Here is a 16,181-nt window from a genome sequence, read left to right on the forward strand (position 1 = left end):
TCACATCTTTCCGGGCAGCCAGGTAATCAGGCCCGGCCAGATGGCGGCGATGATCAGCAACAGTATCTGAATGGCAATAAAGGGCAGTACGCCTTTGTAGATCGCTGTAGTGGGCACGCTGAGTGGTGTCACGCCGCGCAGATAGAAGAGCGCAAAGCCGAAGGGCGGTGTGAGGAAAGAGGTTTGCAGGTTCAGCGCAATCATTACACCGAGCCAGATCGGGTCCAGCCCCATGGCCAGCAACACCGGGCCGACAATGGGCACCACCACAAAGGTGATCTCGATAAAGTCGAGAATAAAGCCGAGCAGAAAGATCAGCAGCATCACCAGCAGGGTGGCGGTAAACAGTCCGCCGGGCAGGGCATTGAACAGGCCGTGTATCAGGTCTTCACCACCAAAACCACGGAATACCAGCGAGAAAATCGAGGCGCCGATCAGAATCATGAACACCATGGCGCTGATCAGGGTGGTGGATTCGGCAACTGACTGCAAACGACGTACAGTCAGGCGCCGCTTGAGCAGGGCCAGCAGGCTGGCACCCAGAGCACCGACGGCCGCTGCTTCGGTCGGGGTGGCGATACCGACGAGGATCGAGCCGAGCACCGACATGATCAACAGCAATGGCGCGAACAGGCTGAGCAGTAGGCGCGGCAGACTGATGGTTGGCAGTTCATCAACCGGCAGGGCCGGCATCTTCTCCGGTCGCCACCAGGCCATAAACAGTAGATAGAGCAGATACAGGCCGATCAGCAGAATGCCGGGCAACAGGGCGCCGACAAAGAGGTCACCGACGCTGACCGTCTGCGGCGAAAAAATGCCCTGGCGCAGTTGCGCCTGCTGGTAAGCGCTGGACAGCACATCACCCAGCAACACCAGGACGATGGATGGCGGAATGATCTGCCCCAGCGTCCCGGTTGCAGCCAGGGTGCCGGTGGCGACAGCCGGGTCATAACCACGCTTGAGCATGGTTGGCAGGGCCAGCAAACCCAGAGTGACCACGGTGGCGCCGACAATGCCGGTACTGGCTGCGAGCAGGGCACCGACCAGGCAGACCGCAATCGCCAGCCCGCCGCGCAGGCTGCCGAACAGACGTGACATGGCATCCAGCAGGTCTTCGGCAATGCGCGATTTTTCCAGCATGACGCCCATAAACACGAACAGGGGCACGGCGAGCAATGTCTGGTTGTTCATGGTGCCGAACAGACGGCTGGGCAGGGCGCCGAGAAAACCGGGCTCGAAGACGCCAAACAGCATGCCGGCGCCGGCAAACAGAAGTGACAGCCCACCCAGGGTAAAGGCCACCGGAAAGCCCAGCATCAGCGCCAGGCAGATACAGATGAAAAGCAGGACGGCGATCCATTCGAGGCCCATCAGAGTACCTCGTCCTGGTGGTCGTCAGGGTGCTCAAGGAAGTCGCTGCGCAGCCCACGGCATACGGCCAGGGTTTTGATGACCTGTGCCAGTGCTTGCAAGAAGAGTGTGGCGATCAACAGCAGAATGAAACTTTTCTGAATAAAGACGAATGGCAGGCCGCCGGTATCAGCGGATGTTTCCTGGCGGGCCCAGGAATTGGCTACGTAATCCCAGCAGTTCCATGCCAGGAACAGGCACATGGGCAAAAGCAGGAACAAGGTACCGATGAGATCAATCAGTGCCTGGCGCTGGCGGGAAAAGCGGCGGTAGAACACATCTACCCGCACGTGGCTGTCTCGTTGCAGGGCCCAGGCGGCGGCACCGAGAAACATCAGTCCGTGGGCATACAGGGTAAGTTCCTGCAGGGCCGTGTTGCCCCGTTCAAAGCCATAGCGCAGCACTACCACGGTTACGGTAAACAGAACCAGGAGAACGCTGAGCCAGGCCAAAGCTCGACCCAGTGTACGGTTCAGGCGGTCAATGGCGTTGGCGAGTGGCAGGCCGAGCTGCAACAGGGTATCGGGCATGGTGACCAGTATTCAGGATGGAATGATCCGGGTGCGGCCACGGTCATCAATGGCAACAAACACGAAGGTGGCTTCGGTGACCTTGCGGCACTCGTCATGCGCCAGATCTTCGCTCCAGACTTCGACCTGAATCTTCATCGAGCTGCGGCCAATGTCCTGCACCAGGCAGTAAAACGCCAGCTGCGCACCGACCGGGACCGGGACCATAAAGCCCATACGGTCGATCGCCACGGTGGCGACGCGGCCGCGGGCAATGCGTGAGGCGGTACCCGTGCCGGCGAGGTCCATTTGTGAAACCAGCCAACCGCCGAAAATGTCTCCCCAGGCGTTGGCGTCTCGCGGCAGTGCGGTTACCTTGAGTGCCAATTCACCCTGTGGAATCGGATCCTGATCAACATCATTCATGTCAGTCTCGTAATGGCCATTGTAGTTATTGGGTCACTTAAGCATTCTGTATCATGCTTGACAAGTGGCAGGCGGCGCTATATTACGACCTGCGCTGTCCAGTCTCAATCAAAAGCGCGCAAGAATTTGCCTGCAAGCCTCCTGATCCGGTCGTGATTTAACCAAACTGTCATATTTCGGGCATAGAGTTGTCATATCGCATCCCGATACTGAGCCACGTGATGCCAAACACGTCCTCTCAAGGAGACAAGCATGAAACTGAAGCAACTCTGTGTCGCCGTAAGTATTGCCAGCGCTGCTGCATTCAGCACCGTTAGTGTCGCTGAAGTAGATCCGAACCTGCCCACGTATGAGCGTGTCGGCGGTATCTCGGGCAACCTGTCCAGTATCGGTTCCGATACCCTGAACAACCTGATGACCCTGTGGGCTGAAGAGTTCAACAAGCTCTATCCCAACGTCAATATCCAGATTCAGGGCGCTGGTTCATCTACTGCACCGCCGGCGATCACCGAAGGGACTGCCAACCTGGCTCCGATGAGTCGTGCCATGCGTGACACTGAAGTCCAGACCTTTGAAGAGCGCCATGGCTATGCACCTTATGCTATGCCGGTTGCGGTTGACATGGTTGCCGTATACGTCAACAAGGATAACCCGATCAAGGGCATGACCCTTCCGGAAGTTGACGCGGTTTTCTCAGCCACTCGCCGTTGTGGTGGCAGTGAAGACATTACCCGTTGGGGCCAGTTGGGTCTGACCGGTGCCTGGAGCAACCGTGACTTTGCCATCTATAGCCGTAACGCTGTATCTGGTACCTATGGTTTCTTCAAGGACAGCGCTCTGTGCGGTGGTGACTACAAGTCCAGCATCAACGAACAGCCGGGTTCTTCCTCAGTGGTTCAGGGTGTGACCGAGTCCATCAACGGTATCGGTTATTCCGGTATCGGCTACCGTACTTCAGGTGTTCGCGTAGTGCCACTGGCTGCCGAAGACGGTGGTGAGTATTTTGAAGCCAACTCTGAAAATGCGGCTTCTGGTGACTATCCGCTGGCCCGCTACCTGTACGTTTACATCAACAAGAACCCGAACGAAGATCTGGATCCGTTGACCCGTGAATTCGTTCGCATGCTGTATAGCAAGGAAGGCCAGGGCGTAGTACATCGTGATGGTTTTGTTACTCTGCCCAACTCGATTGGTCAGCGTGTAATGGGCGAATTGGGCATCGACTGATTCGTTCGTTTCCATGGAATGGAAGCTGAAGAGGGGGCCTAACCAGGCCCCTTTTTTTGTGTCTTGTACTGTTGCCGTAGGCAGACTCAAAGGCAACGAATCGCCGTTAGTTGATAGCCAGGCAATTTTTCCCGCGGTGTAACAATCCTGTCATATAAAGCCATTAGCCTGAGCGGCACCATGGCAGTGACCTGCGAGTAGCCCATTATGACTGATCTGACGAGAACCATGGCGGAGAGCGAACCTGCGCCATCTCTGCTTCCCGATACCAATGCGCGGCAACGCTTGCGCAAGCGGCGTGCCCGCAAGGATACGCTGTCACGCTGGGGTATCAGCGCGGCTGGCTTTGGCGTGGTATTCGCCCTGGCGATGATTTTTGTCTATTTGTTCTACGAGGTTGCACCGATTTTTCGCGGTGCAACAGTCACGCCTATGGTGACGCTGGAACTGCCAGTCACCGAGTCTGAGACGCAAGCGCTATTGATTGAGCGCTATGAAGAGCTGGGCTTCCAGTATACGGATGATGGCCACGCCACCTTTTTCCAGTTGGACGATGGCAGTGTGCGCGCCGAGCTTGATATGGGTTTGCCTGAAGACGCCAGCGTTACCAGCTTTGCCTCGGGCAACCCGAGCTCGAACATTGTTGTTCAAGGCCTGAGCAATGGCCAGGTGCTGGTGGTCGAGCACGATTATGACCTGACGTTCCCGGACGGGGTGCGGCACATCGCCCCCATGTTCAAATACCCGCTCGGTAATCAGCCGATCGAGTTGGATGAGCAGGGTGCTGCATTGCGCCATGTCGCCATTGAGCGTCGCACACGCGGCCGGGAGGCCACACTGATAGCCGGTTACACGGAAGATCAACGCCTGGTGCTGGCCAATATTACCACTCGCAGCAACTTGATGACCGGGGAAACCTCCGCTCAGGTAGAGCGGTTTACTCTGCCTGCGGTACCAGGCGAGCCGATGAAAATGTTGCTGGATCAGCAGCTGCGCAACCTGTTTGTGGTCGACACGACCGGTCAGATTCACTACTACGATGTCAGTGAGCCAGCCAAGGCACGCCTGGTGCAGTCGGTGGATGCTGGTAATGGCAGCCCGATTACCGCGATCGAGTTGCTCAACGGTACGGTATCCCTGATTGTCGGCACCGAGCGCGGCGAGCTGAGTCAGTGGTTCCTGGTCCGTGACGAGAACAACAATTACGACCTGGAGCATGTGCGCGACTTCCGCTCGCATTCTGCGGCCATTACCAGTCTGGCGCCGGAATACAACCGCAAGGGTTTTGTTGCCGGTGATGCCGAGGGTCATATCGGCATCCATTACGGCACCTCGGCGCGTACCCTGTATCTGCAACAGTACGTCGATCAGCCGATTACTCGAGTGACCATTTCACCGCTTAATGGCATGTTGCTGGCGAAAACGCCAGATGGAAATATCCACGTCGCTGAAGTCTGGAACGAACACCCGCAATTGTCCCTCAATGCGTTGTGGAATCGTGTCTGGTATGAAGGACGCAGCGACCCGGAATTCATTTGGCAGTCGTCATCGGGGTCGGATGAATTCGAGTCCAAGTTCAGTTTGACGCCCTTGACCATTGGTACGCTGAAAGCCGCCTTCTATGCCATGCTGTTCGCCATGCCGCTGGCGATTGCCGGGGCGATTTATACCGCCTACTTCATGACGCCCAAGCTGCGTGGCTTCGTCAAACCCAGCATCGAAATCATGGAAGCCTTGCCAACGGTTATTCTCGGCTTTCTGGCTGGTCTCTGGCTGGCACCTTTTGCAGAGGACCACTTGCCGGCAATCTTCAGTATTCTGCTGTTATTACCGCCCATCATGCTGTTGTTTGCCTGGTTTTGGTCAACAGTAGTGCCTCGTTCAATCCGTCAGAGTATCCCCGATGGCTGGGAAGCGGCATTGCTGGTGCCGATTATTCTGGCCTTTGGCTGGTTGGCGGTCACCATGAGCCCGCTGATCGAAGTCTGGTTCTTTGGCGGCAGCATGCGCCAGTGGTTTACCGATGTAGGCATTACCTATGATCAGCGCAACGCCTTGATCGTCGGTATCGCCATGGGCTTTGCAGTGATTCCGACCATCTTTTCGATTGCTGAAGATGCCGTATTTACGGTGCCCAGACACTTGACCCAGGGCTCGCTGGCACTCGGGGCTACCAGTTGGCAGACAGTCGTGGGTGTGGTGCTGCCCACTGCCAGCCCGGGGATTTTCTCCGCAGTGATGATGGGCTTCGGGCGTGCAGTGGGTGAAACCATGATCGTCTTGATGGCGACCGGTAACAGCCCGGTGGTCAACTTCAATATCTTTGAAGGGATGCGCACCCTGTCCGCCAATATTGCTGTCGAATTGCCGGAAACCGCAGTGGGCTCTTCTCACTTCCGCGTACTGTTCCTGGCTGCTCTGGTGCTGTTGGCGATGACCTTTGTGGTCAACACCGCGGCAGAAATCATTCGCCAGCGTCTGCGCACGCGCTACAGCAGCCTGTAATCGGCCATAGGGGAATATGATGAAATCCTGGTTCAAGAGTGGTGCTCCCTGGATCTGGCTGAATGCCGGTGCGGTGGCAATATGCATGATCATGGTGGTAGGTCTGATCGGATTGATTGCGGTGCGCGGTTTTGCGCACTTCTGGCCGGCCGATGTCGCTCAGGTGGCCGTGGTCGAGACTGACGGTACGCGCAGTGAGATTCTTGGTGAGGTGGTGCGCTCGCAAACCATTCCGGCCGCTGTAGCGATTGACGCTGGTTACAAGGTGCCCGAGGACAAGGAGTTGGTCACCCGCTTTCTGTTCAAGCAGGGTAACCGTGATCAGACCGGCCGTGATTTTGCCTGGTATACCGAATTCGGTATGGGCGAATTCAAGTATCCGGACAACGTATGGGTAATCGAACGCCGCGAATGGGGCAATTTCTACGGCTATCCGGTCAGCCTGGAGTATGACGGTGAACGACTGACGCCACAGGATGAGAACTTCTGGACCGCTACCCAGGAAACCATTGATCGCAGCCTGCAGCTGCATGACAACATCAAGTCGATCGAGCGTGGCGAGATTGGCCGGATCAACGCAGGTATCGAGCAACTGCGTCTGGACCGGCGTAATCTGGATCTGCGCAATGTGACCGGCACCGAGCGTGCACTGGCTGAGGAGCGGATCGCTCAGCGCAAGGCGGAGCTGGATGCCGATTACGAAGTGTTGCGTGCCGAACTGGATATTCTGTACAACAGTACTCACCGTGACACCTTGCGCATGCGCATGAATGATGGCAATGAGCTGGATATCTCGTTGGCGGATGTCGTGCGAGTAACTGCGCCCAATGCCATGAGTACGCCGGACAAGCTGGGGCAGTATTTTGTCCGCATGGGCGAATTCATCGTTGATGAACCGCGTGAGGCCAATACCGAGGGGGGGATCTTCCCGGCGATTTTCGGGACTGTGATCATGGTCTTCGTGATGTCGATCATCGTCACGCCCTTCGGTATCTTCGCGGCCATTTATCTGCGCGAATATGCCAAGCAGGGTCTGATAACGCGGATCATACGCATCTCGGTGTATAACCTGGCCGGGGTACCGTCGATCGTCTACGGGGTTTTTGGTCTTGGCTTCTTCGTGTACTTCCTTGGTGGCAGCATCGACCAGATGTTCTATGAAGCTGCCATGCCGGCACCCACGTTCGGTACTCCGGGTCTGTTCTGGGCTTCCTTGACTCTGGCCCTGTTGACCCTGCCAATCGTGATCGTGTCGACCGAAGAAGGTCTGGCGCGGATTCCGAGCACCATCCGTCAGGGCAGTCTGGCGCTGGGTGCTACCAAGGCAGAGACTCTGTGGAAGGTCATTGTTCCGCTGGCTACTCCGGCGATGATGACCGGTCTGATTCTGGCCATTGCGCGGGCTGCCGGTGAAGTCGCTCCACTGATGCTGGTGGGTGTCGTGAAACTGGCTCCGACCCTGCCGGTGGATGCCGAATTCCCCTTTATCCACCTGGAACGCAAGATCATGCACCTGGGCTTCCATATCTACGACGTCGGCTTCCAGAGCCCCAACGTAGAAGCGGCTCGCCCGCTGGTCTATGCCACTGCGCTGGTACTGGTACTGCTGATCGTGGCGCTCAACCTGACCGCTATCTCGATCCGCAACCACCTGCGTGAACGCTACCGCAGCGCTTCCGACTAAGCGCACTGACGACAGGAATTATCTTATGACTACTGAGAGCACAGGCATGAACACACCGGCCAACCAGCCCGAGCAGAATCCGATTTCGATGTCCGCCAGCCAGGCGCTGGGACACAAAGGCGAGGTTTTGTCGCTGGCTGATGAAAAAATCAAGATTGAGGTCAACAACCTGGAATTGCACTACGGCAATGACCGGGCGTTGAACGGGATTGATCTGCGTATTCCGGAGAAAAAGGTCACTGCGTTTATCGGCCCGTCCGGCTGCGGCAAGTCAACGCTGTTGCGTTGCTTCAATCGCATGAATGACCTGGTCGATATTTGCCGTATCACCGGCGAAATCAACATGGACGGCAAGAACATCTATGGCCGCGATGTCGATGTTGCCGAGCTTCGTCGCAGTGTCGGCATGGTATTCCAGAAGCCTAACCCTTTCCCCAAGTCGATCTACGAGAACGTGGCCTATGGCTTGCGCCTGCAGGGCGTCAACTCCAAGCGTGATCTTGATGAAGTGGTCGAACGTTCGCTGCGTGCAGCGGCACTCTGGGATGAGGTCAAGGACCGCCTGAACGACAACGCCTTCGGCATGTCCGGCGGCCAGCAACAGCGTCTGGTGATTGCCCGGGCCATTGCCATCGAACCGGAAGTGATTCTGCTCGATGAGCCGGCTTCGGCCCTTGATCCGATCTCTACCCTGAAGATCGAGGAGCTGATCAACGAGCTGAAAAATGACTACACCATCGTCATTGTGACGCACAACATGCAGCAGGCGGCGCGAGTGTCTGACTACACCGCCTTCATGTATATGGGTGATCTGATTGAATATGGTGACACCAACACCCTGTTCACCAACCCGAGCAAGAAGCAAACCGAAGACTACATCACCGGCCGTTACGGCTGATCCCGAGGGGGGATGCACGATGAACAAGGAAACCGAAGGTTTCAGCCAGCACATTTCCCAACAGTTCAATGCCGAACTCGAGGAAGTCCGCACCCAGATGCTGGAGATGGGTGGGCTGGTGGAGAAGCAGATCAATGACGCGGTCAACGCACTGATCAATGGTGATGGCAATCTGGCCGAAAAGGTGCGCGACAGTGATCAGGCGGTCAACCAGATGGAAGTGCAGATCGACGAGGAATGCATGCGCATTCTGGCCCGCCGTCAACCGGCGGCCAGTGATCTGCGTCTGGTCATGAGCATCAACAAGATCATTGTTGATCTGGAGCGGATTGGAGACGAAGCATCCAAGGTCGCCAAGCGCGCCCTGCATCTGGTCGATGAAGGTCAGTCGCCACGTGGTTACGTGGAATGTCGCCACATCGGCGCCCACGTGCGCAAGATGGTTCAGGATTCCCTGGATGCCTTTGCTCGCCTGGATAGTGATCTGGCCTTTGCTGTAGCCCGCGAAGACAAGATTGTCGACCAGGAATACAAGACTGCCATGCGTGAACTGGTTACTTTCATGATGGAGGACCCGCGCTCCATCGGTCGAGTGCTGAATGTGCTCTGGGTGCTGCGCTCACTGGAAAGGGTAGGTGATCATGCGCGCAACATTGCCGAACAGGTGATCTACCTGGTGATTGGTCGTGATGTCCGCTACAAGGGACTCAAGAGCATGGAGGCGACCATCCAGGAAGATCAGGGTGAGGTTGGCAAGTCCTGACATGCTGGTAGCTTGTGAGTAAAAAAACCCGCATTAGCGGGTTTTTTTTATCGCACAGCCTGAATCAGCGGGTCATAACCCACTCGGCAAGAATTTTCGCCTGTTCTTCGGTAATGGCGGCGTTGGCAGGCATGGGAATCTGTCCCCAGTTGCCCACATTGCCGTTTTTGATGCGGCCTGCCAGGGTGGCGACAATGGCTTCCTGGTCCTCATCGGCATAGCGTGCCTGCACGGCAGCCATACCCGGACCCACGCGCTGGCTGTCATCCAGAGCGTGGCAGGCAGCGCAGGCTTTGGTGGCAAACAGTTGTTCGGGATCGTCGGCCATGACGACTGGAGCGGCCAACAGTGCGGCCAGAGACAGGGTAGACATCAGAATTTTCATCATGGTTATCCTCAAGGCATTGAAGCGGATGCAAAATGCGCTGTGATCAGCGCTTATCAGCACGGCAAGCCAGGGATTACTGGTTTGGGCTTACCCGTATGCTCCAATACTTACTGTCTGCAAGCCGGAAAGCAAGTGGCCAATTGTCGCAGCAGATGTTATCGGGCATGGACGTAGGCGGCAGTTTTGGGTATGTTGCGGGACACAAATCGGTTCTGTATCCCGGTAGTCAACTGGCCTGATTGACCGCCCGCAACCACACCGATACCCCCTTCCAATAACGAGCTTTTAGCGGAGACAGCATGGACATCACTTCTTACAGCATGAACTGGCATTACCCGACCTTGATGCGTGTTGGCCCTGGCCGCATCAGTGAGCTGCCCAAGGCCTGCAAGCAGTTGGGCATGAAAGCGCCCTTGCTGGTCACTGACCCGGGCCTGGCAGCGCTGCCAATGGTTGATGCAGCGATACAGTCATGCCGTGATGCCGGACTCCAAGCCGCTGTGTTCAGCGATGTCAAAGGGAACCCGAGCAGCGCCAACGTGCTCAACGGGGCTGCCGCACTGAAAGCCGGCAACCACGATGGCGTGATCGCTTTTGGTGGCGGTTCGGCGATTGATGCGGCCAAGGCGATTGCGCTGTTTGCCTATCAGGGTATCGACTTGTGGGATGCCTTCAAGCCCTCCAATGTCGATGCCAGCAAGATGCTGCCGGTGGTTGCCGTGCCGACCACGGCGGGTACCGGCTCTGAAGTGGGTCAGGCCTCGGTGATTACCGACGAAGAGAACCATGCCAAGCGGCTTATGTTCCACGCCAAGCTGGTCCCGGGCATTGTCATTCTTGACCCCGAGCTGACGATTGGTCTGCCACCCAAAATGACCGCCGCCACGGGTATGGACGCGCTGGCGCACTGCCTGGAAGCCTTCTGTGTACCGCTGTTCCATCCCATGGCTGAAGGTATTGCTCTGGAAGGTATGCGCCTGGTCAAGGAAAACCTGCCGCGTGCCACCAGGCAAGGTACTGATATTGATGCGCGCATGCAGATGCTGGTTGCATCGACCATGGGCTGTACCGCCTTCCAGCGTGGCCTCGGCGCGATTCACGCGCTGTCGCACAGCCTGGGGGCGGTCTACGATGCGCACCATGGCACCCTGAACGCGATTGTGATGCCCTATGTGCTGCAAACCAACCGCAGTGCCATCGAGCCAGAGATGGAGCGTGCCGCCCGTTACCTGGGGCTGCCCAAGCAGAACTTCGATGGCATGCTGGACTGGGTACTGGATCTGCGTCAGGAACTGGACATCCCGAATACCCTGGCCGATATTGGTATCGACGATGCACAGGCGGAAACCCTGGGCGCCATGTCGGTCAAGGATCCGAGTGCCGGCACCAACCCGATCAAGCTGGATGCCGCGCAATACCAGCAACTGTTCCTGAATGCCTTGCAGGGCAAGCTCTGAGCTTGCGTTGAACGAACACAAAACCCGCCGATTGGCGGGTTTTGTGTTTCTGGCACTTCAGTCAGCAGTCGCCCAGGGTTGTATTCTGAAGCGGTAATCGAATTCCGCGATCGGCTCTAATGAGCCGTCGGCAATAAAGGTCTCGACGTCCAGTGTGCCGTCGGCATACAGAGCAAAGGTCCGAAACATCGGGGTGTGGTGTGACTCATCGGGAATCTTGGTGCGCTCCAGAGCCGGGATGTGCAGATAGTGAATATCGCCAATCTGCTTGGAGTGCTCGACTCTGGGCATGTCCATATGCAAGTCACCGGAAATGATCGCAGCCAGGTTGGGTTGGCGGATCACCCGGGCAAAATCCGGGTGAGTAATACCCTTGTCAGGATTTTCCGGATAAACCCCGGTCTGGGCGCCATGCACGACGAGTAACACGGGCTTTGGCGCCAGGGCTTGCAGCTGCTCGGTGACCCAGGCGATACCTTCATCCGCAAAATCGCGGCCATGGTCCGGTGAGGCCAGTACCACAGCAATGTGCTCGAATTCCAGCACATAGCTCGGGACTTCAAGGCCGGCCAGTTCCGGGTTCCAGCGTTGTGCAAACTCCAGGAAGCGCGCCACGGTGCTGCCGTGCTCTTCATTGCCCATGATCGGGTAAAACGCCAGTGACAGCCGTTCCAGCTCATGGCTGGCTGCCTGGTATTGCACCAGCGTCCCTTTGTGGGCGATGTCGCCGACGCCAATGGCAAAATCCAGCTGTTCTTGCTTCGCCAGCAGATTTACGTCATCGACGGCGGCAGCCAGACCCGGAAACCGGGCTTCCGGCTTGGGTTCGGCGTCACCGAGGGCGACAAAGCGCAGTATCGGTTCGCGCACTTGCGTAGCAGGCGCGCCCAGCGCGTGGCTGCCAGCAAATAATAAAACAAGGGTAACAACGAGCTGTTTCATGCTGAACATAGGAATTCCTTTGGGTAAGAAGGTCACGCGCCGATGATGCCGCCATCTTCGCGGGTGATCATGACGGTGGTTGAGCGAGGACGTGAGTGCCCGTCACTGGCCGGGTAGCTGATGCCCGGGTGTTGCACATTGATCCACAACGTCCGGTAATCCGGGCTCCAGGTAATGCCGGTGATCTCAGCCCCCCAGGGGCCAACCAGAAAGCGGCGCACCTCGCGGCTGTTGGGGTCGGCACACAGCAACTGATTGCAGCCCATGTTGTGGGTATGCGGGGCGCTCTCATCGGCATCGGTCTGAATCCACAGCCGGCCATCAGCATCAAACGCCAGGCCATCGGGTGACGAGAAGCTATCGCCCCGGATAGTCCCGATCAGTTCCTCGGCTACCGGGTAGCCATCGGCATCCAGTGCACCGGGTGCGTCGCCGGCAAGCAGGAAAAGCTCCCAGTCAAAGCTGAGTGCGGTCGGCAGGCCGCCATCTTCGCTCCAGCGCAGGATCTGGCCGTGTTGATTATTCGGTCGCGGGTTGGCGGCATCCAGCGCAAAGGTACTGCCGCGCTGATGATTGTTGGTCAGGCTGACATAGACATCGCGATTGAGCGGGCTGACGGCCACCCACTCAGGACGATCCATCGGGGTGGCGCCGAGCAGGTCGGCAGCGCCGCGGGCATTGAGTAGCACGGCCTGCTGGTCGGGAAAGCCGTTGGCGGCAGTCAGCGGCCCCTGGCCGTGGATCAAGGCCAGCCAATGGCCACGGCCGTCGGCATCAAAACGCGCGGCATAAAGGGTGCCTTTGTCCAGCAATGCGCGGCTGGCGCGCGGGTTATCCGGATCGTGGCGGCCATCGGGGATGAACTTCCAGACATATTCTCCCCGCGCATCATCGCCGGAATAGAACGCCATGCTGCCGTCATCAGCCAGTGAACAGACGGAGCATTCACGACCCAGGCGGCCCATCGCGGTCAGCTTGCGCGGTGTGCTCTGCGGGTCGAAGGGGTCAATCTCAACTACCCAGCCAAAGCGATTGGGTTCATTCACATGTCCCTGATGCGGTTGTTCTGGCTGGGGGGTAGCATCAAAGCGCGGATCGACAGATTCCCAGGCGTAGTAGCGGCTACTGGCACCATTGCCGATTCCATAGCGCTGGTGCTCCGGGCGAATGGCATGGTCATTCGGGTCGCGGTTAACGAAGTAGTTGTGGAAGTTTTCTTCGCAGGCCAGATAGGTGCCCCAGGGCGTGACGCCCATGGCGCAGTTGTTCAGGGTGCCGATCACGTCCCGGCCGCCAGGGTCGCTGGCAGTGCACATGCGCGGGTCACCGGCTAGCGGGCCGCTGAGACGCATGGGCGTCAGACTGCTGATACGCCGGTTATAGTCACCCAATACCCGCTGCCAACGGCCGGAATCGTTGCGCTTGAGCTCGATAATGCTGATGCCATGGGCGGCTTGCTCCTTGAGGACCTCTTGCAAGGTTCGTTGACGGCTACCGTCGGCATGCGGGTACTCGGTTGCTCCGTCGGGGTGCAGGGTGGGGTTGATGTATTCATGATTGATCACCAACAGGCCGTGATTGTCCGGGTCACTGGCAAAAGGGAAAAAGTGCATGCCGTCGTGGTTGTCACCGGCTTGCAGCAACTGTGCCTGCCAGTCTTCGCTGGCATCTCCCCGCCAGATTGGCGCATTGGGCAGCACCGGATCACCCCAGGAAAAAAAGGGCTCGGCCCGGTAGCCAGCGGGTACCACGACCTGGTCGAAACTGTCCGAGGTCTGGGCGGCCACCGAGGCAAAGCCCAGCAGCGTGCTGGTTTGTGTGCCCGTCTGGTTTTGGCAGGCTGTCAGCAAGGGCGCGAACAACCCCATCATGCTCAGGGCCAGACCTCCCTTGAGGACCTGGCGCCGACCGAAACTGTCGGGTAGCCCGCGTGGGTTGAGAATACGATCATCACAGGCCTCGATGGCGTTGTGAAAATCCTGATGCTGTTGTCTATCAGGCATGAGAGTTACCTTTATTCGATGCGATAGCGGAAGGTGTTGCGCACGCCAGGCACGCGAATGGCCTCGCCGTTGACCCGATGTGGCTCGTAGCGAAACGCGGCTGCAGCACGTAGCGAAGGGCGCTCGAACAGCGGGTCATCGCAGCTGACGATACTCGGCTGGCTGACACGGCCATTGGGGGTAACGTCGTACTGCACGGTACAATCGCCCTCAATGGAATGATCCAGAGCCCGCCGCGGGTAATCCGGTGCAATCTTTCTGACAGGCTGGTACTGGCTGATCTGCTGGCGTGCCCGGGCCTCTTGCTCGGCGGCCAGACGGGCCTGTTCAGCCTTGGCAGCCAATGCCTGTTGATGCTGCCGTTCCTGCTGACGCCGCTGCTCTTCACGGGCGCGCTCCCGCTCGCGTTCGGCCTGTTGCTCGCGCTCAAGAGCCTGCTGCTGGCGTTCGTGCTCCTTGAGCCGCTCCCGCTCTTGCTCCCGGGCCCGGCGCTCACGAGCAATCGCCGCCTGGTCAACTACCGGCTCGGGCGCCGGCTTGGTGACCGGTGCTGGCTGCGGTGGTGGTTCGACAACTGCTTCCGGCAAAGGTGGTGGCGGCGGGGGTGGCAGCGGCATACTCATCAGGGTCAGACTGACGCTGTCAGGTGCGTGCGCCGGAGCGGGCGCAACTGGAGCCCAGTTCACTGCCAGCGTGGCCAGCGCCAGGCCGTGAACCAGAAGCGTGGCACAGGCAGGCCAGCCCCATTGACGCCATAGCGCTGTGCCCGAGTACGGATTCGGTTGCCGGGTCAGGGAGTCATTGTGCAAGGCCATACGCATGGTCATCTCAAGGAGCCTCGGTGATCAGGCCGAGACGACTCACGCCACCTTGCTGCAATGCCCCGATGGCACTGGCGACATGACCATAGTCGGCTGCGCTGTCAGCACGGATGAATACCTGGGTATCGGGGTTACTCTCGACCACGGCACCGATGCGCGCGCTCATGTCCTGGAGATCAGCACTGCTGTTGCTGTAGCTATCGGTATCGACGGTTTCACCCTGGTTCCAGTGAAACTGGCCATCAGCATCGATCGACAGGGTGACGATGGACAGGGGATCACTGTCATCCAGGGTTTCAGCTGCTACCCTGGGCAGCTCGACCGGGATGCCCTGGGTCAGCATGGGTGCGGTAACCATGAAGATCACCAGCAGTACCAGCATGACATCGATGTAGGGCACTACATTCATTTCTGCTTTGGGCTTGAGTACGGAGCGGGGTGGTCGCATGACAGTTACCCCCGACCCAGATGCAGTTGGCGGTGGACATTCGCGCTGAGCTCCCCCGCCAGGCTGTAATAGCGGGCAATCATCTCTTCACCGCGCGCAGCGAAGCGGTTGTAGGCGATCACGGCGGGAATCGCGGCAAACAGGCCAATAGCCGTAGCGATCAATGCTTCGGCAATCCCGGGAGCGACGGCGGCCAGCGTGGCCTGCTGTACCTGAGACAGGCCGATAAAGGAATTCATGATCCCCCAGACGGTACCAAACAGGCCGATATAGGGACTGACCGAGCCCACGGTGGCAAGAAATGGCAGGTTGCGCCCGAGCCGCCGTTCCTCCCGCGAGATGGCCAGTTGCATGGCACGCTCTACGCCGTCCAGCACGACTTGCGGATTGCCATTGGGTTGTTGCTGATAGCGGTTGAATTCATGGCGGCCGGCCTGAACGACTGTGCTGGCTCCCGTCTGGGCTTCAGCCGATTCAGCGTGGAATGTCAGCAGGTCAGCCTGCTGACACTGTTGTTCGATATTGTCCAGCGCTCGACGTGATTGCTTGAACACTGTGCTGCGCTGGATGATCACGAACCAGGACAGCAGAGAGGCCAGAACCAGGGTCAGCATGACCAGTTGCACCAGAACACTGGCTTCTTCGACCAGCGCCCAGACATACATACTATCGACTGTGGTGGGCATGGGACTTACTCCTC

General features: G+C 58.2%; 15 protein-coding genes. 6 read left to right on the plus strand and 9 right to left on the minus strand.

Going from position 1 to position 16,181, the window contains the following annotated elements; all coding sequences use genetic code 11:
• The 3 genes from BLU07_RS16085 to BLU07_RS16095 are packed head-to-tail and all read right to left on the minus strand — an operon-like array spanning nucleotide 1 to nucleotide 2,345.
• Nucleotides 1–1,371, minus strand: a complete 1,371-nt coding sequence (locus BLU07_RS16085; RefSeq protein WP_092388959.1) for a TRAP transporter large permease — start codon at nucleotides 1,369–1,371, stop codon at nucleotides 1–3.
• Nucleotides 1,371–1,940, minus strand: coding sequence for a TRAP transporter small permease subunit (locus tag BLU07_RS16090; RefSeq protein ID WP_092388961.1), 570 nt, complete (start codon nucleotides 1,938–1,940; stop codon nucleotides 1,371–1,373). The genes BLU07_RS16085 and BLU07_RS16090 overlap by 1 nt, the downstream gene beginning before the upstream one ends.
• Before the next feature lie 12 nt (nucleotides 1,941–1,952).
• Nucleotides 1,953–2,345, minus strand: coding sequence for an acyl-CoA thioesterase (locus tag BLU07_RS16095; RefSeq protein WP_092388963.1), 393 nt, complete (start codon nucleotides 2,343–2,345; stop codon nucleotides 1,953–1,955).
• Between the two features lie 252 nt (nucleotides 2,346–2,597).
• Between BLU07_RS16095 and BLU07_RS16100 the strand changes: the two genes are divergently transcribed.
• The 5 genes from BLU07_RS16100 (at nucleotide 2,598) to phoU (ending at nucleotide 9,422) form a co-directional block, all read left to right on the plus strand.
• The gene (locus BLU07_RS16100; RefSeq protein WP_092388965.1) at nucleotides 2,598–3,572 is read left to right on the plus strand and encodes a PstS family phosphate ABC transporter substrate-binding protein; all 975 of its coding nucleotides are present in this window, start codon (nucleotides 2,598–2,600) and stop codon (nucleotides 3,570–3,572) included.
• A 207-nt stretch (nucleotides 3,573–3,779) separates the two neighbouring features.
• The gene (locus BLU07_RS16105) at nucleotides 3,780–6,077 is read left to right on the plus strand and encodes an ABC transporter permease subunit (RefSeq protein WP_197675028.1); all 2,298 of its coding nucleotides are present in this window, start codon (nucleotides 3,780–3,782) and stop codon (nucleotides 6,075–6,077) included.
• 19 nt (nucleotides 6,078–6,096) lie between these two features.
• On the plus strand, nucleotides 6,097–7,761 hold the full coding sequence (gene pstA, locus BLU07_RS16110) for a phosphate ABC transporter permease PstA (RefSeq protein ID WP_092389931.1): 1,665 nt from the start codon (nucleotides 6,097–6,099) through the stop codon (nucleotides 7,759–7,761).
• An 88-nt stretch (nucleotides 7,762–7,849) separates the two neighbouring features.
• Nucleotides 7,850–8,659, plus strand: a complete 810-nt coding sequence (gene pstB, locus BLU07_RS16115) for a phosphate ABC transporter ATP-binding protein PstB (protein ID WP_092389933.1) — start codon at nucleotides 7,850–7,852, stop codon at nucleotides 8,657–8,659.
• A gap of 19 nt (nucleotides 8,660–8,678) precedes the next feature.
• Nucleotides 8,679–9,422, plus strand: coding sequence for a phosphate signaling complex protein PhoU (phoU, locus tag BLU07_RS16120; RefSeq protein WP_092388967.1), 744 nt, complete (start codon nucleotides 8,679–8,681; stop codon nucleotides 9,420–9,422).
• 64 nt (nucleotides 9,423–9,486) lie between these two features.
• On the opposite strand, the gene BLU07_RS16125 is transcribed toward phoU, so the two are convergent.
• Nucleotides 9,487–9,810 carry a c-type cytochrome gene (locus tag BLU07_RS16125; protein WP_092388969.1) on the minus strand — a complete coding sequence of 108 codons (324 nt, stop codon included), beginning with the start codon at nucleotides 9,808–9,810 and terminating at the stop codon, nucleotides 9,487–9,489.
• A gap of 299 nt (nucleotides 9,811–10,109) precedes the next feature.
• On the opposite strand from BLU07_RS16125, the gene BLU07_RS16130 reads away from it, so the two are divergent.
• Nucleotides 10,110–11,267 carry an iron-containing alcohol dehydrogenase gene (locus tag BLU07_RS16130; protein ID WP_092388971.1) on the plus strand — a complete coding sequence of 386 codons (1,158 nt, stop codon included), beginning with the start codon at nucleotides 10,110–10,112 and terminating at the stop codon, nucleotides 11,265–11,267.
• Nucleotides 11,268–11,324: 57 nt separating this feature from the next.
• Here BLU07_RS16130 and BLU07_RS16135 read toward each other — a convergent pair whose 3' ends face one another.
• Genes BLU07_RS16135 through tolQ form a run of 5 tightly spaced genes read right to left on the minus strand, consistent with a single transcriptional unit; the run spans nucleotide 11,325 to nucleotide 16,167 of the window.
• Nucleotides 11,325–12,218: a metallophosphoesterase family protein gene (locus BLU07_RS16135; protein ID WP_197675029.1), complete on the minus strand. Its 894-nt coding sequence runs from the start codon at nucleotides 12,216–12,218 to the stop codon at nucleotides 11,325–11,327.
• Between the two features lie 23 nt (nucleotides 12,219–12,241).
• Complete coding sequence (locus tag BLU07_RS16140; RefSeq protein ID WP_092388973.1) at nucleotides 12,242–14,212, minus strand: PhoX family protein; 1,971 nt, start codon at nucleotides 14,210–14,212, stop codon at nucleotides 12,242–12,244.
• Between the two features lie 11 nt (nucleotides 14,213–14,223).
• The gene (locus tag BLU07_RS16145; RefSeq protein WP_092388974.1) at nucleotides 14,224–15,039 is read right to left on the minus strand and encodes an energy transducer TonB; all 816 of its coding nucleotides are present in this window, start codon (nucleotides 15,037–15,039) and stop codon (nucleotides 14,224–14,226) included.
• Between the two features lies 1 nt (nucleotide 15,040).
• Nucleotides 15,041–15,481, minus strand: coding sequence for a protein TolR (gene tolR, locus BLU07_RS16150; protein WP_092388976.1), 441 nt, complete (start codon nucleotides 15,479–15,481; stop codon nucleotides 15,041–15,043).
• 5 nt (nucleotides 15,482–15,486) lie between these two features.
• Entirely contained in the window at nucleotides 15,487–16,167 is a 681-nt protein-coding gene (gene tolQ, locus BLU07_RS16155) for a protein TolQ (protein WP_092388978.1), read from the minus strand.
• Between the last annotated feature and the right edge of the window lie 14 nt (nucleotides 16,168–16,181).

Origin of the sequence: Halopseudomonas salegens (assembly GCF_900105655.1) — a bacterium.
GTDB lineage: Bacteria > Pseudomonadota > Gammaproteobacteria > Pseudomonadales > Pseudomonadaceae > Halopseudomonas > Halopseudomonas salegens.

Excerpts from the sequence above, each read along its gene's own strand:
- pstB (WP_092389933.1), top strand. The coding sequence starts at position 7,850 with ATGTCCGCCAGCCAGGCGCTGGGACACAAAGGCGAGGTTTTGTCGCTG.
- BLU07_RS16085 (WP_092388959.1), bottom strand. The coding sequence starts at position 1,371 with ATGGGCCTCGAATGGATCGCCGTCCTGCTTTTCATCTGTATCTGCCTG.
- BLU07_RS16140 (WP_092388973.1), bottom strand. The coding sequence starts at position 14,212 with ATGCCTGATAGACAACAGCATCAGGATTTTCACAACGCCATCGAGGCC.
- BLU07_RS16100 (WP_092388965.1), top strand. The coding sequence starts at position 2,598 with ATGAAACTGAAGCAACTCTGTGTCGCCGTAAGTATTGCCAGCGCTGCT.
- BLU07_RS16145 (WP_092388974.1), bottom strand. The coding sequence starts at position 15,039 with ATGACCATGCGTATGGCCTTGCACAATGACTCCCTGACCCGGCAACCG.
- BLU07_RS16095 (WP_092388963.1), bottom strand. The coding sequence starts at position 2,345 with ATGAATGATGTTGATCAGGATCCGATTCCACAGGGTGAATTGGCACTC.
- BLU07_RS16125 (WP_092388969.1), bottom strand. The coding sequence starts at position 9,810 with ATGATGAAAATTCTGATGTCTACCCTGTCTCTGGCCGCACTGTTGGCC.
- BLU07_RS16135 (WP_197675029.1), bottom strand. The coding sequence starts at position 12,218 with ATGTTCAGCATGAAACAGCTCGTTGTTACCCTTGTTTTATTATTTGCT.
- BLU07_RS16090 (WP_092388961.1), bottom strand. The coding sequence starts at position 1,940 with ATGCCCGATACCCTGTTGCAGCTCGGCCTGCCACTCGCCAACGCCATT.
- phoU (WP_092388967.1), top strand. The coding sequence starts at position 8,679 with ATGAACAAGGAAACCGAAGGTTTCAGCCAGCACATTTCCCAACAGTTC.
- pstA (WP_092389931.1), top strand. The coding sequence starts at position 6,097 with ATGAAATCCTGGTTCAAGAGTGGTGCTCCCTGGATCTGGCTGAATGCC.
- BLU07_RS16130 (WP_092388971.1), top strand. The coding sequence starts at position 10,110 with ATGGACATCACTTCTTACAGCATGAACTGGCATTACCCGACCTTGATG.
- tolQ (WP_092388978.1), bottom strand. The coding sequence starts at position 16,167 with ATGCCCACCACAGTCGATAGTATGTATGTCTGGGCGCTGGTCGAAGAA.
- BLU07_RS16105 (WP_197675028.1), top strand. The coding sequence starts at position 3,780 with ATGACTGATCTGACGAGAACCATGGCGGAGAGCGAACCTGCGCCATCT.
- tolR (WP_092388976.1), bottom strand. The coding sequence starts at position 15,481 with ATGCGACCACCCCGCTCCGTACTCAAGCCCAAAGCAGAAATGAATGTA.